Annotated in this window: 17 protein-coding genes, 1 tRNA gene and 1 other annotated feature; of the genes, 4 read left to right on the forward strand and 14 right to left on the reverse strand. The window is 49.3% G+C overall.

Annotation, left to right across the window (positions count from 1 at the left end; all coding sequences use genetic code 11):
- Positions 1 to 17: 17 nt before the first annotated feature.
- The 11 genes from hemA to ACETK5_RS24495 all read right to left on the reverse strand — a co-directional run bounded on the left by hemA (position 18) and on the right by ACETK5_RS24495 (position 14398).
- Positions 18 to 1424: a glutamyl-tRNA reductase gene (gene hemA / locus ACETK5_RS24445; RefSeq protein WP_100540800.1), complete on the reverse strand. Its 1407-nt coding sequence runs from the start codon at positions 1422 to 1424 to the stop codon at positions 18 to 20.
- A gap of 339 nt (positions 1425 to 1763) precedes the next feature.
- Positions 1764 to 2162 (reverse strand): adenosylmethionine decarboxylase, encoded by a 399-nt coding sequence (speD, locus tag ACETK5_RS24450; protein WP_006208786.1) that lies wholly within the window; start codon positions 2160 to 2162, stop codon positions 1764 to 1766.
- Positions 2163 to 2452: 290 nt separating this feature from the next.
- Entirely contained in the window at positions 2453 to 3043 is a 591-nt protein-coding gene (locus tag ACETK5_RS24455) for a hypothetical protein (RefSeq protein WP_015734002.1), read from the reverse strand.
- Positions 3044 to 3257: 214 nt separating this feature from the next.
- On the reverse strand, positions 3258 to 3902 hold the full coding sequence (yihA, locus tag ACETK5_RS24460) for a ribosome biogenesis GTP-binding protein YihA/YsxC (protein WP_326115336.1): 645 nt from the start codon (positions 3900 to 3902) through the stop codon (positions 3258 to 3260).
- A 17-nt stretch (positions 3903 to 3919) separates the two neighbouring features.
- Positions 3920 to 6256 (reverse strand): endopeptidase La, encoded by a 2337-nt coding sequence (lon, locus tag ACETK5_RS24465; protein WP_100540798.1) that lies wholly within the window; start codon positions 6254 to 6256, stop codon positions 3920 to 3922.
- Between the two features lie 84 nt (positions 6257 to 6340).
- Positions 6341 to 8050 carry an ATP-dependent protease LonB gene (lonB, locus tag ACETK5_RS24470; RefSeq protein ID WP_394059082.1) on the reverse strand — a complete coding sequence of 570 codons (1710 nt, stop codon included), beginning with the start codon at positions 8048 to 8050 and terminating at the stop codon, positions 6341 to 6343.
- Between the two features lie 668 nt (positions 8051 to 8718).
- Positions 8719 to 9828: a flavodoxin-dependent (E)-4-hydroxy-3-methylbut-2-enyl-diphosphate synthase gene (ispG, locus tag ACETK5_RS24475; protein WP_100540796.1), complete on the reverse strand. Its 1110-nt coding sequence runs from the start codon at positions 9826 to 9828 to the stop codon at positions 8719 to 8721.
- Positions 9829 to 9941: 113 nt separating this feature from the next.
- The gene (gene clpX, locus ACETK5_RS24480) at positions 9942 to 11207 is read right to left on the reverse strand and encodes an ATP-dependent protease ATP-binding subunit ClpX (protein ID WP_100540795.1); all 1266 of its coding nucleotides are present in this window, start codon (positions 11205 to 11207) and stop codon (positions 9942 to 9944) included.
- Between the two features lie 14 nt (positions 11208 to 11221).
- Positions 11222 to 11812 carry an ATP-dependent Clp endopeptidase proteolytic subunit ClpP gene (gene clpP / locus ACETK5_RS24485; RefSeq protein ID WP_006208779.1) on the reverse strand — a complete coding sequence of 197 codons (591 nt, stop codon included), beginning with the start codon at positions 11810 to 11812 and terminating at the stop codon, positions 11222 to 11224.
- A gap of 275 nt (positions 11813 to 12087) precedes the next feature.
- Complete coding sequence (tig, locus tag ACETK5_RS24490; RefSeq protein ID WP_100540794.1) at positions 12088 to 13410, reverse strand: trigger factor; 1323 nt, start codon at positions 13408 to 13410, stop codon at positions 12088 to 12090.
- A 145-nt stretch (positions 13411 to 13555) separates the two neighbouring features.
- On the reverse strand, positions 13556 to 14398 hold the full coding sequence (locus tag ACETK5_RS24495) for a hypothetical protein (protein ID WP_100540793.1): 843 nt from the start codon (positions 14396 to 14398) through the stop codon (positions 13556 to 13558).
- A gap of 362 nt (positions 14399 to 14760) precedes the next feature.
- Here ACETK5_RS24495 and ACETK5_RS24500 point away from each other — a divergent pair.
- Positions 14761 to 14834, forward strand: a tRNA-Arg gene (locus ACETK5_RS24500).
- A gap of 562 nt (positions 14835 to 15396) precedes the next feature.
- On the opposite strand, the gene ACETK5_RS24505 is transcribed toward ACETK5_RS24500, so the two are convergent.
- The gene (locus ACETK5_RS24505; RefSeq protein ID WP_394058399.1) at positions 15397 to 18177 is read right to left on the reverse strand and encodes a DEAD/DEAH box helicase family protein; all 2781 of its coding nucleotides are present in this window, start codon (positions 18175 to 18177) and stop codon (positions 15397 to 15399) included.
- A 31-nt stretch (positions 18178 to 18208) separates the two neighbouring features.
- Positions 18209 to 18682 carry an acetyltransferase gene (locus tag ACETK5_RS24510; protein WP_326115342.1) on the reverse strand — a complete coding sequence of 158 codons (474 nt, stop codon included), beginning with the start codon at positions 18680 to 18682 and terminating at the stop codon, positions 18209 to 18211.
- Between the two features lie 133 nt (positions 18683 to 18815).
- Between ACETK5_RS24510 and ACETK5_RS24515 the strand changes: the two genes are divergently transcribed.
- The 3 genes from ACETK5_RS24515 to ACETK5_RS24525 all read left to right on the forward strand — a co-directional run bounded on the left by ACETK5_RS24515 (position 18816) and on the right by ACETK5_RS24525 (position 22360).
- A complete protein-coding gene (locus tag ACETK5_RS24515; RefSeq protein ID WP_054401265.1) occupies positions 18816 to 19244 on the forward strand; it encodes an EamA family transporter in 429 nt (142 codons plus the stop codon).
- Positions 19245 to 19387: 143 nt separating this feature from the next.
- Positions 19388 to 20152 (forward strand): class I SAM-dependent methyltransferase, encoded by a 765-nt coding sequence (locus ACETK5_RS24520; protein ID WP_394058402.1) that lies wholly within the window; start codon positions 19388 to 19390, stop codon positions 20150 to 20152.
- 59 nt (positions 20153 to 20211) lie between these two features.
- Positions 20212 to 20435 (forward strand) — a binding site (T-box leader).
- Positions 20436 to 20497: 62 nt separating this feature from the next.
- Positions 20498 to 22360: an arginine--tRNA ligase gene (locus tag ACETK5_RS24525; protein WP_100540864.1), complete on the forward strand. Its 1863-nt coding sequence runs from the start codon at positions 20498 to 20500 to the stop codon at positions 22358 to 22360.
- 85 nt (positions 22361 to 22445) lie between these two features.
- Here ACETK5_RS24525 and ACETK5_RS24530 read toward each other — a convergent pair whose 3' ends face one another.
- On the reverse strand, positions 22446 to 22886 hold the full coding sequence (locus ACETK5_RS24530) for a hypothetical protein (RefSeq protein WP_394058404.1): 441 nt from the start codon (positions 22884 to 22886) through the stop codon (positions 22446 to 22448).
- Positions 22887 to 23144 lie beyond the last annotated feature (258 nt).

Raw genomic sequence — 23144 nt, forward strand, 5'->3', positions numbered from 1 at the left:
GGTTGTACTCACCCTCCTCAAAGGGTGGCTGGGGCCAGAGACACCTTAAGCGGCTTCTCTTCTGCCTGCTGATCTACAGCATTCTTCGTCCGTTCAGCTTTAACGGGTGCAGTTGCTTTCTTGTTGCGGCTGCGGGCTTCCTGCTCATTCTCATGGATCAAGCTTTCCAGCGCAAAGATTTGTGAAAAATAATCCAGTGCTTCATTGCCCTGCTTGCCGCCCGTCATTTCCTTAATCCGGTTAATGGGATCGTGCATCATCTGGTTAACGATGCTCTTGGTCAAACGACGAATGACTTTTCGCTGGCGTTCATCCAGTTCAGGAAGCTTGTTGAACAAGCTTTCCATCGTTTCTTCATGAATGGCATTCGACTTCTCCTGCAAGGCACGAATCGCCGGTCTGACACCAAGCGTCTTCAGCCATGTGTGGAATGCATCCATCTCTTCTTGAATCATCACTTCAATCTTCGCTGCTTCCACCCGGCGCATTTCCATATTGGTCTCTACAATGCCTTCCAGATCATCAATATCGTACAGGAACACGTTGGAGAGTTCCCCAACCGCCGGATCAATGTCCCGTGGCACAGCAATATCAATCATGAACAACGGGCGGGACTGACGTTTCTTCATGTTCTCTTTAACCCGCTCCGCATTCAGAACATATTCATTCGAGCCTGTGGAGCTAATAATGATATCGACTTCATTCAGCAAGTTCTTGGCTTCGGCAATGGTGCACGGCGTTCCTTTAAACTTGCGCGCAAGTTCCTCCGCACGGCCAAGGGTACGGTTAGCCACTATCACTTCCGCAGCACCGTTGGCATAAAGGTGCTTCACGGTAAGTTCACTCATCTTGCCTGCACCGAGAATCATTACTTTTTTGTCGTTAAACGTACCGAAAATCCGTTTACCCAGTTCCACCGCAGCATAGCTGACGGAAACGGCACTCTCCCCGATCGATGTCTCGGAATGAGCCCGCTTGCCGAGCGTAACGGCTTGCTTAAACAACATATTAAACCAAGTACCGGTCGCATTCTGCTGCTGCGACGTCAAAAAAGCATTGCGCACCTGTCCAAGGATCTGCGTCTCTCCAATGACCATGGAATCCAAACCGCAGGTAACCTTAAACAAATGGGAAATGGCTTGTTCATCTTCATATATATAGAGGTGCTGTGTAAATTCTTCACGATTAATGCCGAACCACTGTTCCATAAAACTGCGGATAAAGTAGCCGCACATATGAAGGCGGTCTACCACAACATAAATCTCAGTTCGGTTGCAGGTAGCGACAATGACGCCCTCCAATACGCTCTTGGTCGAATGAAGCTGCTCTAACGCCTTGGGCATGTCTTCTTCCGAGAAGGTAAAGCGTTCTCTGACTTCCACAGGCGCCGTGCGATAGTTCAACCCAACAACGACGATGTGCATTGCATGTTCACCTGCCTATTTCTCCGAGTAGTTTTGCCGTTCACAACGGACTTCCTTGACCTTGTTCATTATATCACAGTATGCTGAACAGCCTTGTCTATTTTATGAAATGTTTATGAAATCCCCATACTTCTTCATTCCATTCATGAAGATTTCTACCTGTAGATCGCACCTTACTATTGTGGTTATAGAACACTGTAGATATACGTGCAATTTACTACGAAATCTCATTTCAGAGAACGAATGCCTGGAATTTCGCCGATCTTCTCATGTCCTCAAAATAAATAACCATGGAAAAATCCATGGTTATCAGTATAAGCATTTTTTTAGAAGGCTGGATTAAACGAGTTCAGCCTGTTTCATCTCAGGCGTCTCCACGGTCATTTCACCGAGTCCGCGCACGAGTTTCTTGGCATAGCATTTTTCAGGTTTCAAAGCGGATACCAGATAGTCAATAGCCAACTGCGGATCTACTGTCTCCCCGCAGGTATAACAGTCAATCGCAGCAAAACCTCTCTCAGGGTAAGTGTGAATCGAGAGATGGCTTTCCGACAGCAACACCAGCACAGTCGCACCTTGTGGTTCAAACTGCTTGGATTGGACGGACAATACCGTTGCTCCACATGCTTCAGCGGCTTCCACCATCTGAGCTTGTAAAAATTCTGCACTGTTCAATAGTTCAAAATCGACTCCCCAAGTATCAACAGCAACGTGTCTTCCGAAAGTTGAGTATTCCATCTTCCGGTTTCCCCCTTCCTAGGAATAAAATGTTTGAAAATTTCATCCGCTAGGACCTACGTCATTCACTTCCCGAGGGAATAATCTCTCGCAACATTACATGTCCTGAGTGAATCCTGGTTCCTATATTCTTTTCAACGAGATTAAAAATAACATCTATGACGCTTAAATGCAACACCTTTTTCGAAAATAACCCATAAATATTTTACAGCTCAATATATGTTCGTCTGAACTGCTTGGTGTCATGGATCCATGAATAAAAAAAGCCGCCCTTTTACAGGGCAGCCTCCTTAGGCTTCTAGCACGAATAGGCGTTGATTAAACCGTCGCAGCCGCTCATCTATTGTCTTCGTAATAAGTTTATCATTCCCTGCTGCAATCCGCTGGTCCAGAAGCACGTTAATATGATGCTGGATGGATTCGATCTCTTTCTCCGCCTCATTGCTGTTGAAGAGTCGCTGCAGCTCTCCTGCCGTATTCTTGTACTCATAAATGACAATGCTGTCGTTCCCGGCGACTTGCGTAATTCTGTGCACCGTTCCCGCATGGTAGTCGTAGCTCATCGTAAAGCCGCGATATATCCGATTCACTTTACCTGATCCCTTAAAAGCCGCAAACAGTTTACGTACGGCATTTGTCAGATGGGGAGTAACCAATCGGCACGACAGCTCACAGACGTACAAGCCATTCTTGCGTTCAAAGGGCAAATGAACTTCTTCCCCGCTCTCATCTTCGAGCACGAACTCCTGCTCTCCGCTATCCATGACTTTTACCCGGTTAGTAACCCGGAAAGCTTGGGTATATTGCAGAAATTGATCCATTTGAATATCCGTCATTTGCATTGTGGCATTAACATATTCTGTGGCTAACCGCTGAGCCATACAAATCTCCCTCAATTCTTTTAACTTACTACCATTATACAGCAGATCCAAGCGGTCTTTCCTGCCGTTCGAATGAGAATATCCATCATATTTCATAAAAAAACGGAATTAGCCGGAATCAGAGCGATATTTCCCGCAAGATGCTCACTTTCCTATAAAGAATACACCGATTCCCTATATTACCCTTGAAAAAAATATCACCAAATCAACCGGATCAAGCTTGATCATAGCCATCCGTTTCCGAATCCAGATATGTCTCTCCCTCATCATCCTTAGTCCCCATGTGGGACTCCATGATTGCCCATAACTCATCTTTACCCAGACCGAGCTCGGATGAAAACATGACAAAAGAATGATAGGGTTTGAAGCCGAGTGTTTCCTTCACGATCTTTACATGCTTCTGGCGGCGTGTTTTCGGAATTTTGTCCGCCTTGGTCGCGACCACGCATACCGGCCGGTTATAATGCTGCAGCCATTCATACATGCTGATATCGTCTTTTGAAGGCGGGTGACGCATGTCCACAATTAGTAATACAAGCTTCAGTTCTTCCCGGCTGAGCAAATATCTCTCAATCATTTCGCCAAATGCCGCACGCTGGGTCTTGGATACCTTTGCATAACCATAGCCGGGAAAATCGACCAGATACAGGTCGTCGTTCACCCGATAATAGTTGAGCTGCTGGGTTTTTCCCGGTGTTGCACTGGTACGGGCCAGGTTCTTACGGGATATCATACGGTTAATCAGTGATGACTTGCCCACATTGGAACGCCCTGCCAGAGCAATTTCCGGCAAGGCGTCTTCAGGATATTGAGCAGGTACGACAGCACTGATGACAAACTCGGCTTTCGTAACTTTCATAATTTAGACTTTCCTCTCTAGTGCACTCCCGCTTGTTCAACGAGCGCATGCTCCAGAACCTGATCCATATGGGATACCGGAACGAACTCAACGTCGTTCTTCACGCTGTCAGGAATATCACGCAGGTCACGTTCGTTATCCTTAGGGAGTAATATTTTTTTGTAGCCGGCACGGTGGGCTGCCAGGGATTTCTCTTTCAAGCCACCAATCGGAAGAACGCGTCCCCGAAGTGTAATTTCCCCCGTCATGGCCACATCACGGGCTACATGCCGTTTGGTTAAAGATGAAATAAGAGCCGTCGCAATCGTAATGCCGGCTGAAGGGCCGTCCTTCGGAATGGCTCCCTCCGGGATATGGATATGGACATCAAGCTTCTCGTGGAAATCCGGATCAATACCCAGTTCTACCGCTTTCGAGCGGGTAAAACTGAAGGCGGCTTGAGCCGATTCCTTCATCACATCACCCAGTTTACCTGTCAAGGTCAGCTTGCCCGTACCAGGCACCACGGTAACCTCAATGGTCAGCGTCTCGCCGCCCACTTCCGTCCATGCAAGTCCTGTTACCGTGCCCACTTGATCTTCAAGCTCGGCCATGCCATAGCGAAACTTCGGAATCCCGAGATATTCCTTAATATCGTCAGCCTTAATCTCAATGGATTCCGATTGATTGGTGACGATCTGTTTGGCGGCTTTGCGGCACAGCGCAGCCACTTGCTGCTCCAGATTCCGCACCCCGGATTCACGGGTATACTCCCGGATCACCTTCATGAGCGCTTCCTCGTCCAGAATCAACTGCTCCGGCGTAAGCCCATGCTCACTCTTCTGCTTGGGCAGCAAATAACGATTGGCGATCTGCAGTTTCTCCAGCTCCGTATAGCCTGGAATGTACAGCACTTCCATCCGGTCCAGGAGCGGTCTTGGAATGTTGTGAAGCACGTTCGCCGTCGTTACAAACATGACGTTGGACAGATCAAAAGGAATTTCCACGAAATGATCGCTGAACGTATTGTTTTGCTCAGGGTCAAGTACCTCAAGCAGTGCCGAAGACGGGTCGCCGCGGAAGTCGGATGCCATCTTATCGATTTCATCCAGCAGGAACACAGGATTCATCGAACCCGCCGTTTTCATGCCTTGAATGATCCGTCCCGGCATAGCCCCAACATAAGTGCGTCGGTGACCGCGGATTTCCGCCTCGTCTCTTACCCCGCCTAATGAAACACGAACGAACTTGCGTTCCAAAGATCGGGCAATGGACCGGGCCAGTGATGTTTTACCGACCCCTGGAGGACCAACCAAACATAGAATAGGCCCCTTCATCTTCTTCACCAGCTTTTGGACCGCCAGATATTCCAGCACGCGTTCCTTCGGCTTCTCAAGACCGTAATGATCCTCGTCCAGCACTTGCTCCGCTTTGACGATGTCCAGATCATCCTCGGTCTTGTTAGTCCACGGCAGCGCCAACAGCCAATCGACATAGTTTCGAATCACGCCGCCCTCCGCAGAGCTCGCCGGCATTTTCTCCAGTCGGTCGATTTCCTTCTCTACCTTCTCATGTACGCGCTCCGGCAGTTCAAGCTCCTGAAGCTGACTTCGGAGTTCCTCTACTTCCCCGGCACGGCCTTCCTTGTCGCCAAGCTCTTTCTGGATGGCCTTCATCTGTTCGCGCAAATAATATTCCTTCTGGGTCTTCTCCATTTGCTTCTTGACCCGCTGGTTGATCTTGCGCTCCAGCTCCAGCACTTCACGCTCGTTATTCAGTATATCTAGAAGTTTCTCGAGCCGTTTGCGAACATCAATTGTTTCGAGAATTTCTTGCTTATCCTTGATCTTCAGTGACAAGTGACTCGTGATGACGTCTGCCAGTCGGCCCGGCTCATCAATATCGGAAACGGCCGCTAGTGTCTCTGGTGTCACCTTCTTCGACAGATTGATATAATTCTCAAACTGAGACAGTACGGTTCGCATTAATGCGGAAACTTCAGGGTCATGATTCTCTTCTTCGGGAAGTTCCCGAGCGATGACCTCATAGTATTCCTCTTGATCCGTATATTCAATAACCTCCGCCCGTTCCATACCCTCCACTAGCACACGTATGGTACCGTTTGGAAGCTTAAGCATCTGGCGTACATTCGCTACTGTGCCAATCCGAAAAATATCATCCTGCGTCGGTTCTTCAATGTTCACTTCCGATTGAGAACATAGGAGAATCAAATTGTCTTCAACCATCGCCTTTTCTAAAGCCTTTACCGATTTCTCCCGGCCTACATCCAAGTGAAGCACCATGCTTGGATAAACCAAAAGACCTCTCAAAGGCAGTAAAGGAAAACGACGACCTTTAGATTTACTGGGTCCCATCGCTTTCGCACCTCCAATGGCTCTCAATGTTGACACTATTCCTATTTTATCAAATCTGCGTATAAAAAACCAACCAAACGAAGCTTAACATCCTCCGGCGTCCGTTATTTTACCATTTCGCGGTGGCGTCGCCTGCAGCAATGAAGCGGAAGAGGATGGAAATACCTCGTTTGCAGGGAGCTGTACAACCTCCGGAGCGAATGATCCGCCAAAAATATGGCCGAATACTTCATCCACTGATTCTACCGGAATTACTCGCAAACCGCCGCTCAAATCCTGGAACAGCGTCTGCCAGTTGTCTTTAGGGATGATCACGCGGGTAGCACCTGCTTGAAATGCCGCCTCCACTTTAGCGATGACCCCGCCTATCGGTTTTACTTTTCCATGAATGCTCATCTCGCCGGTCATGGCGACCTTGTTATCGACTTCAATCCCTTTCATGGCGGACACGATCGCCGTGGCCATTGCAATACCGGCGGAAGGACCGTCAATCGGTGTTCCTCCGGGGAAATTGATATGCAGTTCATAGTTTTTAGGCGTAAAGCCCATCGACGCCAGCACGGTTAGGACATTCTCGATCGAGCCTTTAGCCATGCTCTTGCGGCGCAGCTTGCGCGAGCCTCCGCCAAATTCCTCTTCATCGACAACCCCGGTGATATTGTAGGTACCCCGGCCCTTCTCGACAGGAACCGCAGATACTTCAATTTCAAGCAGTGCCCCCATATTCGGGCCATATACGGCCAATCCGTTGACTACGCCAATCTGAGGCTTCTCCGGTATTTTCCGGTCGGGCCTTGGCTGAAGCTGGCTGCTGCTGGCTACCCATTCCACATCCGCCGCTCGCAGCGAATCTCGCTTCTCCGTCAATGCAAGACCAGCTGCCAATTGAATCATATTGACCGCTTCCCGTCCGTTAGAGCAGTACTGCTTCACAACTTCAACCGCTTCAGGCGCTGCATTCAAACCAATTTTCTGAATGGCATCCTCTGCAATCCTTCCAATTTCTTCAGGCAAAAGCGGACGGAAAAAAATCTCCATGCAGCGTGAACGAAGCGCAGGAGCAATCTCTTCTGGCGAACGTGTCGTAGCACCCACCAGACGAAAGTCTGCTGGAAGGCCATTTTGAAAAATATCGTGTATATAGGCAGGTGTATTGGCATCCTCCGAATTATAATATGCACTTTCGAGCAGCACCTTGCGGTCCTCCAGCACTTTTAAAAGCTTATTCATCTGAATCGGATGCAATTCCCCAATTTCATCAATAAACAGGATCCCCCCATGGGCCTTGGTCACCGCTCCCGGCTTCGGCTGAGGAATGCCTGCCACCCCCATGGCACCGGCACCTTGATAAATCGGATCATGAACAGACCCGATGAGCGGATCGGCAATCCCGCGCTCGTCGAAGCGGGCCGTCGTGGCGTCAATCTCCGTGAATTTTGCGTCATATTTAAAAGGTGATTGCGGGTTCTTCTTGGCTTCCTCCATCACCACGCGGGCAGCAGCCGTCTTACCGACTCCCGGCGGGCCATATACAATCACGTGCTGGGGATTTGCGCTGCATAACGCTGCCTTTAAGGCGCGTAAGCCGTCCTTTTGCCCCACGATGTCATCCATCGTTTGCGGCCTTGTTTTCTCAGCGAGCGGTTTCGTTAGCGATATCGACCGGAGTTTGCGGAGTTTATCGAGCTCCTTGCGCGATTCCCGATCCACCGCCGTTTTGCTTGTCTTCTGCCCGCGCAATAAATTCCAAAAATAAATGCCGATGATGACCGCAAAAAACAGCTGCACCAGCATAATCACGATACTTAAATTCACAAGTCATTCCTCCTGTACTCCATTATGTCTTCATCCAAACGTTAATACATGGTAGTATTGCCGATTCCTCGGATGGTAAAACGCTGGAGGGGGAACAAATTGTAAAAGAGGGGATGATTGAATCAGGATGCGTTGACGAAGCCGGTAAAAGTATCAAAAAGTAGACGAAAGACGCTATGAGACGCTTCAGTTAGACGCTCCGCGTACGTATCGTTCCTCCGATCGCTGTTGTTTCCGAATTTCATGAATGACGTTACCAATGTAGAAATTCGGAAACAAAGGCGACCGCTTCGCTTCTCCGGAATCAATTCGTCCGCTCCGCTGGTGCGGCCCATGGCATCCTTCTTTATCGTGGGGTGGGAGTGAGGGAAGGGCTGAGCTTCATAAAAAAAGAAGCTCGTTCAAGGGCAAGGTATAGTTACTGCAAAATACATTGAAACGGATTCCTGCAAGTCTTACCGGTGTCTGAACTAAAGGGGTTACTTGTCCTGATTTGCATTGCTACATTATAGAACGTCAAAGAAATTTTAAGGATATACTCCTGCCCCCCTTTAAACCCTTATAAAACAACAAAACGGCAGTCTCTTGTAGCCAGAGACTGCCGTTTTTATATAAGCCGAGATATTCTTACAACTTAGTTATCCAGCTCAGACCGTGGATTTGTGCTTGCGGCCCGGGATTTCGCCGGTTTCCTCGTACACCTTCACGATATGATCGATTTCTTTCTTGAGCTCTTCAACCATGATCTCTTCCGGCACCTTACGGATCATCTCTCCGTATCGGAAGAGCAAACCTTCACCCCGAGCGCCGGCAATACCGATGTCGGCTTCTCTGGCCTCTCCGGGACCGTTTACGGCACAGCCCAGAACGGAAACCTTGATCGGGACTTTAATCTTCGAGATGTACTCCTCTACCTCATTGGCAATGGAGAACAAATCGATATCCAGCCGTCCGCACGTCGGGCAAGATACCAAGGTTGCCGCATCCGAGATCAGACCGAAGGATTTTAGCAGTTCCCGGCCGACCTTGATCTCTTCCACAGGATCGGCACTCAAGGAAATACGCATCGTGCTGCCGATTCCGAGAGACAACAGCGCGCCAAGTCCGGCGGCACTCTTGACGGTACCCGAGAACAGGGTACCTGCTTCGGTAATGCCCAGGTGAAGCGGGTACGGAATCACTTCTGCAGCCTTAGTGTAAGCTGCAATCGCCATCGGTACATCAGAAGCTTTAAGCGAAACGATGATATCATGGAAATCCAGTTCTTCCAGAATTCCGATATGATACAAAGCGCTTTCGACCATGGCTTCCGGAGTCGGGTATCCGTATTTTTCAAGGAGATGATTCTCCAGGGAACCGGCGTTAACCCCGATCCGAATCGGAATCCCCTTCTCTTTGCATGCTTTCACGACAGCTTCGACCTTTTCACGCTTACCGATGTTACCCGGATTGATCCGGACTTTATCGATACCGTTCTCGATCGCCATCAGGGCAAGCTTGTAGTTGAAATGAATGTCCGCCACTAGCGGAATATGAATGCGTTTCTTGATTTCCTTAATGGCCGCAGCTGCTTCCTCATTGTTCACCGTTACCCGAACGATCTGACATCCCGCTTCTTCCAGACGGAGTATCTCGGCAACGGTCGCCTCTACATCTGCTGTTTTGGTGGTGCACATGCTTTGAATAATGACTTCGTTCTTTCCCCCAATGGTAAGATTCCCCACCTTGACGGGCCGTGTGTCTTGTCTCAAAAACATGGTACGATCTCTCCCATATAACGCCAAAGCTCCACTCCAATCAACCCGACTGGGTATAATTGGAAGTGGAGAATCAACGTAGATTTATTCCACGTCTAATGCGCTAGAGCACATTAGGCGCTTTCTTCTTGTTTCTTGTCGTCTTCGTTACTTTTGGCTTGCAGTTCAGGAATCACTTTATCACGAACAACCTGCTCCGTAATGACGCAATCCTTAATGTCATCTCTGGACGGCACTTCGTACATCACGTCCAGCATGATGCTTTCAATGATGGAACGCAGTCCGCGCGCACCGGTATTGCGCTTAATAGCTTCGCGGGCAATCTCTTCTAACGCGCCTGGCTCAAATTTGAGGTTTACGTTGTCAAATTCAAGCAGCTTTTGGTACTGCTTCGTGAGTGCGTTTTTCGGCTCGGACAGAATTCGTACCAATGTTGCCTCATCCAGCGGTTCGAGCGTAGACACAACAGGCAGACGACCGACGAACTCCGGAATCAAGCCGAATTTCAGCAGATCTTCCGGCAGAACCATCGTCAGGTATTCACCTGGCTTAAGATCCTTCTGGTTTTCTCCGGATGCATTAAAGCCGATGACCTTTTTACCGATCCGGCGTTTAATGTACTGCTCCAGTCCGTCAAATGCTCCGCCGCAAATAAACAGAATGTTTGTAGTATCGATTTGGATGAATTCCTGATGCGGATGCTTGCGTCCACCTTGCGGAGGCACGGAAGCAACGGTGCCTTCAAGAATTTTCAGCAGGGCCTGCTGAACCCCTTCACCGGAAACGTCACGAGTAATGGACGGATTCTCCGATTTACGAGCCACTTTATCGATCTCATCAATATAGATAATGCCGCGTTCCGCTTTTTCCACATCATAATCCGCTGCTTGAATCAGCTTCAGCAGAATGTTCTCAACATCCTCACCTACGTAACCAGCTTCGGTCAGTGAAGTTGCATCGGCGATAGCAAACGGCACGTTGAGAATTTTGGCCATGGTTTGCGCGAGCAATGTTTTACCGGAACCTGTAGGTCCGAGCAGCAAAATATTACTCTTTTGCAATTCAACATCCTCAATTTTGCTCTGGGTGTTGATACGTTTATAGTGGTTATAAACGGCAACGGAAAGGGATTTCTTCGCTTGATCCTGACCGATTACATATTGATCCAGAATGTCACGAATATCACGTGGTTTCGGAATATCCTTCAGATCCACTTCTTCCTCATGGCCGAGTTCTTCCTCAACGATCTCTGAACACAAGTCAATACACTCGTCACATATATAAACACCGGGCCCCGCAACCAGCTTGCGGACCTGCTCCTGCGATTTTCCGCAGAAGGAGCACTTCAGCTGCCCTTTGTCATCGTTAAATTTAAACATGCTTTTACCACCCCTTAAGATTTGGTCGGTGAAGACAGAACATCATCAATTATACCGTACGCCTTCGCTTCCTCCGCGCTCATGAAAAAGTCGCGGTCCGTATCGCGTTCGATTTTTTCAAGGGGCTGACCCGTGCGCTCCACATAGATTTGATTCAGCTTATGTCTGGTCTTGATGATCCAATCTGCATGGATTTGGATATCGGATGCCTGGCCTTGAATACCTCCGAGCGGCTGATGAATCATCACTTCACTGTTCTCGAGAGCATAGCGTTTGCCAGGCGCTCCTGCAGTAAGCAACAGTGATCCCATGCTGGCAGCCATACCAACGCAAATCGTGGACACATCAGGCTTGATCAACTGCATCGTATCATATATACCCATCCCGGCTGTAACCGAACCGCCAGGGGAATTGATGTACAAAGAGATGTCTTTTTCCGGATCTTCCGCAGCTAGAAACAGAAGCTGGGCAATGACAAGATTGGCAACATCGTCATCGATCGCACTGCTGAGGAATATTATGCGATCCTTCAGTAATCTTGAGTAGATATCGTAAGATCTTTCGCCTCGACTGGTTTGTTCCACAACCATAGGTACAAGACTCATGCGACCAACCTCTTTTCCTTGAAAAATATACTACAGCGTTACAAAAGTTATTCTAACATGTTCACAGCACGATGTCATTTTTTAACCCTGCTTACATTCTATGAACTTGCCAAGAATTATATCCTGCCAACTTGTCTCATTATGTATGTCGAAATTAATAACCAATTCATGTCACAATTAGTAGTAAATTGGCTATTCTTAGTTAAAAATAAGGCACGCATGAAATGTACGTGCCTTATCTAATGTGAGGGCAGCTTTTCGCAGCTGCCTATTTATTATTCTTCAGTTGCTTCTTTCTTCTCAACAGGAGCGCCTTCTACGCTGTTTTCCAGCAAGAAGTCGATTGTTTTGCGAAGAAGCAGTTCTTCACGAAGGCTGTCAAGGGAACCGTTAGCACCCAGGATGCTGCGGATTTCATCAGCAGGACGTTTGTACGTGTCAGCCATGTTTTCCAGCTCTTTGTTGATTTCCTCTTCAGATACTTCGAGTTTTTCTTCTTTTGCGATTTGCTCAAGCACGAGGTTGTTGCGAACGCGTTTTGCAGCATCGTCTTTCATTTGACCTTCCAGATCGGCATTCGTTTGCCCGGAGAAGCTAAGGAACATTTCCAGGTTCATGCCTTGCTGGCGAAGACGGTTGTCGAAATCGCGCATCATGTTTTGAACTTCGGATTGAATCATAGCGTCAGGAATTTCAACTTCAGCGTTAGCTGCTGCTTTTTCAACGGCTTCGTTCTCACGAACGCCTTGTGCTTCTTGCTCTTTGCGAGTCAGCAATTGTTTCTTCAGATCTTCCTTGTACTCGTCAAGCGTGTCGAATTCACTTACGTCTTTAGCGAATTCATCATCCAGCTCAGGAAGCTGTTTGCGTTTGATTTCGTGAACTTTCACTTTGAAGATCGCTTGTTTGTTAGCCAATTCTTCAGCATGGTAAGTTTCAGGGAATGTCACTTCCACGTCTTTGAAGTCTCCAGTAGCCATTCCGATCACTTGGTCTTCAAAGCCTGGAATGAATGTATTGCTTCCAAGCTCAAGGGAATAACGCTCAGCTTGTCCACCTTCGAAAGGAACGCCGTCAACGGAACCGTCAAAATCAATCACAACGATATCGCCAGACTGGGAAGCACCTTCGTCGATAACAGTAAGCTCAGCATGACGTTGTTGCAGACGCACGAGCTCTTCGCTCAGCTCCTCGTCGGAAACTTCAGCAGCTACTGCTGCAACTTCGACACCTTTGTATTCGCCAAGTTTAACTTCTGGTTTCACAGTTACTCTTGCTTTGAACTTGAAAGTTTCGCCTTTAGCGAATTGCTCGATGTCCACTTCCGGACGATCCACAGGGAAGATATCCGCTTGTTCTACAGCTTCACTGTATACTTCCGGAAGAAGGATGTCGATTGCATCCTGGTACAAACTCTCAACACCAAAGCGAGCTTCGAAGATTGAGCGAGGTACTTTACCTTTACGGAATCCAGGTACATTTGCTTTTTTAGCTACTTTATTAAAAGCTTTGTCGAGGGCGGATGCAACGCGCTCCGCATCAACCTCAACGTCAAGAACGCCAAGGTTCTTCTCTATTTTTTCCCAAGTTGCTTTCATTTATGCTTTCCCCTCCAAAATAATTCACGTGGTCGACGCAATAATGTATCACGTACCGAATAACCACTATAGTATAAACAACATTAAATTCTTTTTCAAGGGCGAACCCTTATGCTGCGATACCGTAAACGTTTTCCAACTCTGGCTAATCTTCCACGCCAGCAGCAACAAATTGCTTGAGAGATCGATAGGCTCCCTCATAACGGAACCGCATGGTGTCCGTTATGCCGTAGAGCGGGCGGATTTCCTCCTCATTGCGAAACCCTTTCAAACTCTCCGACACAATGTCATGCAGCGCAGCTGCCCATATGTCAAGCGTGGATTCTTCTTCATCCAGCATGGAATGGTAATCTTCGGTGCCGTAAATCGCCATGATGAACTGGGACCATAATTCCTGTGCAAAATAAAAAAGTGTCGGCTCATGAACCTCAGTCTGATCGGCAACACGCTCCAAAATTTTCGTAATGGCGTCCGGAAAACCTCCCGGGTCCAGAGGAACCGTATCGATCTCAATCTCGACGGCTTCCTGCCCGCGATGAAGGCTCACTTGCCCTTCCATCCCTCTTCTCCGGAGCGTTTGCAGCACCCGAAATTGCAGGAGCGGATGAAGCGGCGTATCATGCAGCCACTCGACCAAAATAGCGTCGATCTCCGGACGGTCCAAATAAGCAAGCTGTTCCAGCGCCAAAATGGTCTGCTCCGTCAGCGGTCCGTTCATGACCGAAGCCAGCAGCTTGTCGGCATATCCGGCATCCTGGGCAACTTTGTCCCTAACCATCTGCCTCGCCATTTCCGCTTCGTCCGGGTCATCCTCCTCGGGCTCTGCTTCGGAATCAACCGAACGGGGTACAGCCTGTTCCGGAAATGCAGCTTCAAGCCAGTCGAGGAGCGAATTCCACTCCTCATAATGCCGTTCATTCTGTCCGCCGCATTTCAGCAGAAAACGCAGAACCTCCATCGCTTCACCGTAACGTTCATTCTCGAGCATAACCGTAAGCTGAATCTGGTAATAATCCAGCGTCTTCGGAAACAGGATGATGTTCTTGTCCTCTTGTTCTTGGGAGTAAGAGTCCTTGATAAGGACACCTCCTTTCTAGTCCTGTTTTTCGTATTCGTTGATTATAGCATATGTACTGCCAAGTTTAAAAAAGGGCGCACGGCCTGCGTCTTTCATGCACCTGGCAACATAAAGACGACGATTCCCATTCATTTTTTGTCGTATATTTTATCAATATAACCCGATATGATACTCGAATAATCTCGTTAATCCAAAAATCTTTGCATCTTAAAATAATGATTGAATTTCTCCGACGTATGTGATAATATATTCTTTGCTCGAAAAAATTCTATGTCCCAGTAGCTCAGCTGGATAGAGCAACGGCCTTCTAAGCCGTCGGTCAGGGGTTCGAATCCCTTCTGGGACGTAAAAAACGCACCGCCTCTTAGGGGCGGTGTTTTTGCGTCCACGGGGATGAGAATCCCTGGTAGGGGGGCGTCGGAGCCTACGCTTCGTTAGGACTACTTCGCAGTCGGCCTGGAAGGCCGTAATCCGACTGGGACGTAAAAAAGGCACCGCCTTTTAAGGGCGGTGCCTTTGCGTCCACGGGGATGAGAATCCCTGGTAGGGGTTCGTCGGAGCCTATGCTTCGGTAGCATTACTTCGCAGTCGGCCTGTAAGGCCGTATCCCTTCTGGGGTACAGTCGGGCATATGACTCCATAGCAGTGCCCCAACATCCCACCACAAACTCTACCGGACCATAGGATCGTTATTTCAGAAAAAACGGTCCAATTTAGAATTTAACGGACACCAAAGCCGTTATTTAGCTAATTTACAGGCAAATCACCCTTTTTTTCCGTAAATAACGGCCTTCAGGTCCGCTACCATATCTGTAAGAACGTTTTTTCCTCAATTAACGGCTCCTTAGTCCGTTAAGGCAACGCAGCCCTCACCACTTGCTCTACATCTTCTGCAAACAGTCGGTGTACTACCGCCAAGCACTAACCCGATCCGATTTCTTCACGAAAATAGAGGACAACGCTTTCCCTCGCGCGGTCAGAAGTATTTTCCTTCCTTCGGGGGTACGGGTGTATACCAGTTCGGCCGGACCGATATGCTTACGCCACAATTGGGCAAACTGCTCGGCATGCTCTTTTCGACGACCAATTTCCTCCGGCACGGCATGGTAATCCCGTTTGATCACAAACCAGCGGCGCGATTCACGGTATAGAAGGTAACGCGGGTTCTCGATCGGGTCCAGCACCTGCTGCAGCGAATTCAGAAAGAGTGTTTTCTCCTGCGTGGTTCCGTCTTTCAGCCAACACACAACGGTTCCCCCCTCTTCCTCCGCTTTCAACCGGTGAATGCTGGGCTCGGATTCGACCAGCTTCATATCAAACAGAGTCGTATAAACGACAAGAGCAACCTCCCGGATACTCCGCTCCAGCGACTGATGCCGTACCAGCATTTTGATGGCTTTATATATCCAAGGGCTTGATACGAGCAAAGCAACGGCAACTGGGATTAGCACGTTGAACCAGACCGGCGCGTCCGATTGAAGCAAACGCGGTGACGTCATCGCCTCGGTGAAGGTACCAAGCCCCAAACCAACGGCAAAAATGAGGACGGCTTTCACCGTATGAGCAAACACTACAGGCCTAGGGATACTCTCTCGATCCGCCGTCAGTTCTTCCGTCATGGAGCTGTGAAGGGCAATCGCCGAATCCCAACGCTCCTTCAGAAGATGCCGCTGCCTCGCTCGCTCCCATGTGTCGCGGTTATAGTCGTTAATGCTTCCTGCGGTTTGCCCTTTCCGAAGGTCAAGCCCCATGCGCTCCATGCCCGACTCTATGGTCTGGTGCGAGATCGATAAACCGACAAGAGAACGAAATCTTCGCCCAAGCGAGCTCAAATCTTCGCCGCCATCGATCCTGGCTGTATCTACGCATGCCAGATGCCAAATCGCTCCGGTCTTATCCGGGTTCCCGCGCTGGGCGCGAATCGCCCGTCCCCTCATCTGATTAGATAGCATGAACGAGCCTACATACGATGCCATGATCAAGGAATTGATTCCGGGAGCATCCCAACCCTCACCCAGAAGAGCCGCTGTACCGATCAGCACTTGGATTTCTCCCTCGGAAAACACTTCCGTTATGATTGCGACAATGGCCGAGCGATTCGTATCACGAACATCAATCGTTACATAGCGGCTGTCGTGTTCAAGGGGTCGCTCCGATAAGCGATGCCCTCGCCGTTCGGCGCAAGCCCTAGCCAAAGGTATAGCCGCTACCGGCAGCACAACAAAGGAGCCTGTCAGAATGCCTATGGGCAGCTCGTGCTCGCGCTGTGAACCGCTTTTCTGAGCTAGCTGCCTTCGGATCAACTCAAAAATAGGGACAACGCCGAGCCGATTCAGCGGCTTCTCGTCATCTGCATCCTTCGGCAGGTCCTCCTTGCGGATATAATCGGTCAAGATGACCATCCGCAAGCTATCTTCCAGAATGGAACGCTCGAATTCAAGAATACGGCTGATCCCATGCAATTTAGAGACACTTTGGACCAGCATTTTGTCAAAGGCAGGTGTAGAACGCATATATACCCTACGACGTTCAATCATGCCCAACCGACTGAGCCTCTTCTGCAAAGTCTTTAACTCCGGCAGCTCGCCATTTATATGTGTATCTTTATACAGGATGCCGCCAAGGAGCTCCTCCAGCCACTCCTCAGAAAAGTCGGGCGTTTCCTTCTCTTTCATGCCGAGCAGCTTCACTGCGTCCTTCCAGATCGGCTGATTGGCGGCACGCAGATAAAACACCATGCTGGAGTAATATCCCGGCGAGGACAAAATTTCCTCCATGTACGTTTCGGATTGTGCAATCCAGGGATGATTGGCGATTTGGTCTGCCAGAAACTGATCCCGCACCAGCTCGTCTCTGACCTGCGCTGCCTGCAGCCGAAACTCCTTTAGTTTAGCTGCCTCCTCTTGAGTAGGCATCGTCAAGCTTATGTAATCCTGATGCGGGCAAAGCTCCCCATGGCGGACTAGCTCGGGGACGCTGATTTCTTCGTCTATGGGACCGCAAAGGTCGATATATCGCTGCCATTCCCTCGGATTGACGTCGTATGGCGGCGTCGCCGTAAGCGCGATTTTCGTTGGCTGATCCAACATTTCGCATAGCTGCATGGCACTTTGCCACCAAGACATCCGAAGATGATGCGCCTCGTCAAAAATGACGGTATGATATCCCCGTTCCTTCAACAGTTCCAGAGCTGCTTGTGCCTCGGTACCGTCCGTGATATCATCCTCGCGGTCACTGTCACTCCCTACCCGCTCCGCCTCAGAGCCTTCCATGCCCGTATCTGAAAACTCGCGGTTCTCATCTCCGGCTTGAACCACATACTCCATCTCCGCCGTGTTTTTCTTCCTCGCAGACGTCTGCTGGCCTGCCGCACTTAGCAGACTGTGAAGGGCTTGATAGGTCGTAATCGTTACCAAGGCCGGTCGTTTGAGTGAAGTAGAGATCCATTCGGGCTGGTCCTGCTCATCAAGGAACAGTTCCACGAGGCGGCTTGCCCATTGCTGCTTAATGGTGAGCGTGGGAGCTAATATAATGGTGGGCCGATTTATTCGCAGCATGACTTCCAGTCCCAGAACGGTTTTTCCCGAACCTGGGGGCGCTACCAGATGCAGATGGCGATTCTTCAGATGATGCTCAAGCCCGTCCAATACCCTCTTCTGATAGGAGCGCCAAGGATATCGAAACGACAAGTTACTCGGAAAAAACTTTGATTCCTCCAGTTTAGCTGCACCTCCCTTTTTCATCGGATGGATAAGGCAGCTGCATGTGAATAAGCGGAAACGGCTTCCCGGAGCCGTCCAGCTCGGAGCGGCCGATTTGCACAAATCCGTATTTTTTATAAAAGGCATGGGCCTTGGGGTTCTGTTCATTCACATCGACTTGCAGCCTCCGCCCCTTCAGCTGTTCGGCGTGCCTTATCAGTGTCGTTCCCGTACCTTGACCGTGATGGCGGGGATCCACAAACAGCATTTCAATTTTGGAGCCATCCAGCCCCATAAATCCAATCGGTTCCTGTTCCGTATTCAAGCAGACCCAGATCTCCATGGATCTCAGCGCTCCGTTTTGCATCATATCATAGTAAAACCCGATATCTTCCTCCGTCAGGAAATCGTGCGTTTGGGATACGGCATGAAGCCATAATTCCACCAGCCGATCATGAAACTCTTCTGCGTAAGGCGCTATATAATGCGTCATTTTTCATCCAGTCCCTTCCAAATCGTTTATCCCTTGAGAATTCATGATATCGTAAAAATTGCTCTATACTATTATAAAGGAATCCGGTACATTAATCAGAGACTTTATCTTTGTCAGGAAGGAGAGATCAGCATTGCCATTATGGCTTGTATACGCATTGCTGTCTGCGGTCACGGCGGCACTTGTCGCCATTTTCGGAAAAATCGGCCTGCAAAACATCGATGCCAACTCGGCAACGGCCATTCGCTCTGTCATCATGGCACTATTTCTGCTGGGGGTCGTGGGGGTTCAGGGCAAATTCTCGGAACTCGGTGACATTCTGGTTCAGAAGAAAGCATTAAGCTTCATTGTGCTCAGCGGCATCGCGGGGGCATTGTCCTGGCTGTTTTATTTTCTCGCGCTAAAATACGGCAAAGTATCGCAGGTAGGTCCGATCGATAAGTTGAGCGTTGTCATCGCGGTCATTCTTGCCTTTGTGTTTCTTGGAGAAAAGATATCCTGGATTAACGCAGCTGGCGTTGCACTCATTGCCGTTGGCGCTCTTCTGGTTGCCGTCAAATAAGGTTCTACATAAAACCGCTGCTCAGCGGCTTTTTGTCTGTTCGTTTATTGATAAAACCTATCAATATTATCACATCTATATATTTCTAATTATAAGATAAACATGTCACAATGAGGATAATTCATGGGTGAAGGGGTGTTGTTATGTCAGAGCAAGTATGGAAAGCTTACGATTATGATCGGCAGTTATCGTTTGTCTCGGCTTATGGAAAAGGAGTCGTAGAGCTTCTTGCGCCTCAACCCGGAGAACGGATTCTCGACCTGGGCTGCGGGACCGGTGATTTGGCTTATGAAATATCCGTTTCGGGTGCATACGTAACCGGCATGGATTATTCGGCAGAAATGATTGAACGCGCAAAAAGCAAATACCCCGGGCTTTCGTTTCTGACCGGAGACGGAGAGAACTTCGAAACCGAAACGCCGTATGATGCCGTCTTCTCCAATGCTGCCCTGCACTGGATGAAGGATGCTGCAGGCGTGGTACGCTCCGTCCATGGAGCCCTCAAACCCGGCGGCCGATTCGTCGCGGAATTTGGAGGCAAGGGGAATATCGACGGAATCTATCAAGCCTTGAAAACGGTGTTCGCCGATCATTATGGAATCGATGCCGACACCAGGAATCCGTGGTATTTTCCTAGTCTTGGCCAGTATGCCAGCCTGCTTGAATCCCAAGGGTTCCGGGTGCATGTCGCCCATCACTTCGACCGTCCCACGAAGCTGCCTGAGGGCAAGGACGGTATGAAGTATTGGCTGCAACATTTTGGCGATCTCTTCTTCGCTGGATTCTCGGCCGGCGAGAAGGACAAAGCAATTGCCCGCATCAGCCAAGCTGCCCAAACGACGCTCTGGCATGAGGATGCATTTTACGCAGATTACAGGCGCCTGCGAATCTTTGCAGAGAAGGTTTAGTCATTTGGGGGTTGCTTTTCTAAATAGAATGGTTATAATATGAAAAAAACTTGAAGATATTATTTTCGTTGATTGGGAGAGTAACTGCACTTGACTTTAGTCCAAGCGAGCCGGGAGGGTGGAAACCGGTACAAAGTCGGCCGTGAAGCGGACCCAGGAGATGGCCTTCCGAAGTGAAATGCTGTAGGGAGCCCCGGCTTACACCGTTATCGTATAAAGGTGGTTAAACCCTATCGGTTTAACAACAAGAGTGGTACCGCGAGCACAAGTCCTCGTCTCTTTAGGAGATGAGGGCTTTTTTTGATTTTTCCGACGTGTTTTTTTATTTTGAAAGGGGGATTTAACGTGTTAAGTCATTTGATTACTTCGAGCCTTCAACAAGCAGTAAACCAGGTGTGTGAAGCTTCGGGCGCCAAACTGCCGGATTCCACTCCAGTCCGGGTTGAGCAGCCTGCCAGCATGGAGCATGGGGATTACGCCACCAACATTGCGATGCAGCTAGCAAAGCTGCTTCGTAAGCCTCCGCTGCACATTGCCGAGCTGATTCAAGCCGAGCTTGAGCAGGATACGTCCTACAATCAGCTTGTCTATGCTACGGAGATTGTTGCCCCAGGTTTTATGAATCTGCGTATCGATTGGGAATATTGGGCTGGGCATCGCTTTGAATTGCCTCCGGCAACAAACGAGAAGATTGTCATTGAGCATACTTCCATCAATCCGAACAAATCCGCCCATATCGGCCATCTAAGAAACTCCTGTATCGGGGATACGTTGGTCAGGCTGATGAGGAAGCTTGGTTACGAGGTGGAGGTTCATAATTATATCGACGACCTTGGCAATCAACTGGCAGATACGGTGGTCGGGATGCTCCATACGCCGCTGTCCAAGGAACATGCCCGGTTCGGCGATTACTGCTGGGACGTCTATTCAAGCACCAATAAGGCCTATGAAAGAGAACCTGGGCTGGTTCAGCATCGGACCGAGGTTCTGCACGCACTGGAAGAGGGCAACCAGAATCTATCCTGGATCGGACTGCTCGTGGCCGAGCGAATCGTTAAAGAGCATCTTGAAGAAATGAAGCAGTTCGGCATTGACTATGATCTGCTTGTGTGGGAGAGCAGCATTGTCAGAGAGGGATTCTGGGCGTCGGCGTTCGAGCTGTTGAAGAACACGCCCCTCTTCCATCAGGAAACCGAGGGTAAACTTGCTGGCTGTTGGGTGCTCAAGCAAACAGGAGCGGAAGCCGGGGACGATCCCGAGTCAGACCACAGCATGGATAAAGTGCTGGTACGCTCGAATGGCATACTGACCTACACTGCCAAAGACATCGCCTATCATTTGTGGAAATACGGTGTGCTCTCCAACGATTTTGTATATAAAAAATTCACAGACGAGGTTTGGACGACGAGCACCCATGGCGAGCAGCTCACTTTTGGCAAAGCAGACATAGTCATCAACGTCATTGACTACAGACAGCAGTACCCGCAGGCAATGGTAAAGCAGGCGCTGGAAAGCCTAGGATTCCAAAAAGAGGCCGACAAGCTCCGTCATGTCAGCTACGGCGTCGTTTCGTTAAGCCCTTCTGCGGCTGCGGATCTCGGAATCGATACTTCCGATGGGAAAGCGTCCTATGCGATGTCCGGGCGTCAGGGAATCGGAATTAAAATCACCGAGCTTATCCACCAAGTAGCCAAGTTCATCGAAGACACCCGTTCCGATAAAAACGGTTTATCCAGTCATACGATCGCAGCCGCCTCCATCCGTTACTATCTGCTTCGCTTTGCACTGCAAACCGAGGTGGTGTTCGATCTGAAGCAGGCGACTGAAATATCAGGAAATACGGGGGTATACCTGCTCTACTCCTATGCGCGTGCACTCAGCGTGCTCAATAAAGCTCAAGAAGCCGGTGTTACGCCGTCGGTGCCTGCCCGGTTCCCTGCGATGGAAAAAGCGGAGCATGCGCTGCTTCGCCATATCAGCACCTGGCATGATACCCTATACGCCGCCGGACGGGAACTATCTCCAAGCGCCATCTGTAACTTTACTTATGAGCTGTGCTCCTTGTTTAACAATTTTTATTCGGCATGCCCGATTCTGAAATCGGCGGATGAAGTGCTCCAGTTCCGTGTATGGCTCACTTCCTTATTCAAGAACACGCTTGGCGAAGCGTTGGAGGTCCTGGGACTGCCTACACCGAGCCGGATGTAAATTCCCTCTGAAGAATTAGCGGATCATATTTTATAAAAAAAGCCACCATACTATTCCTGCGAATACGTACGGTGGCTATCTTATATTATTGCAACCCTCTGACGGCCAGTCTGACCTGGACGCCATCTGCTGCCGGCTCTTCCTGCAGGGTCCAATTGACAGCCAACGCTTCTTTCAAGCGAGCGACCTGCTCCTCTTGGAGCTTCAGCCCCTCAATAATGCCTTCACCTACACTAAAATCGGATTCCGAGCTGATGCGGAAGGCTTCCTCCAGCCAGATCTTCAACCCGTTGCGGGTATTAAACGTAATTTTGTATCCCTCGCTGACGGCCTTCTCCAAATCTTCCCCATGTTCGTTTGCATAAGAAAACAGTTCCTCGTAGTGAAAATGACCATTGTTCGCAACTTGGAATCTGTCTACCTCACCCAAGCGCACAGCCTCCAGCAGTTCGGAGGAAGTCAGCCCCGATTTTCGGGCATGCTCCAATAAAATGGCGGTATTCTGTGATATTTTAGTAAGCTGCAAGCTCGATGCCTCCTCAATATAGTTCGTAAAATACTTTTTTCTTCTATTATAAGACGAAAACGCTAGGATGTCAGACACTTCTCCAACATCAGCTATATCAGGACGCTCCCGTCCCAGTCGGGGTACGGCCTTTTAGGCCGACTGCGATGTAATCCTTACGAAGCTTAGCGCAGGCGAACCCTAATTGGGATTCTCATCCTCACGGGACGTTTTGTCCCAGTCGGGGGACGGCCTTCCAGGCCGACTGCGAAGTATTCC

The organism is Paenibacillus ilasis (genome assembly GCF_043195395.1).
Classification (GTDB): domain Bacteria; phylum Bacillota; class Bacilli; order Paenibacillales; family Paenibacillaceae; genus Paenibacillus_AQ; species Paenibacillus_AQ lautus.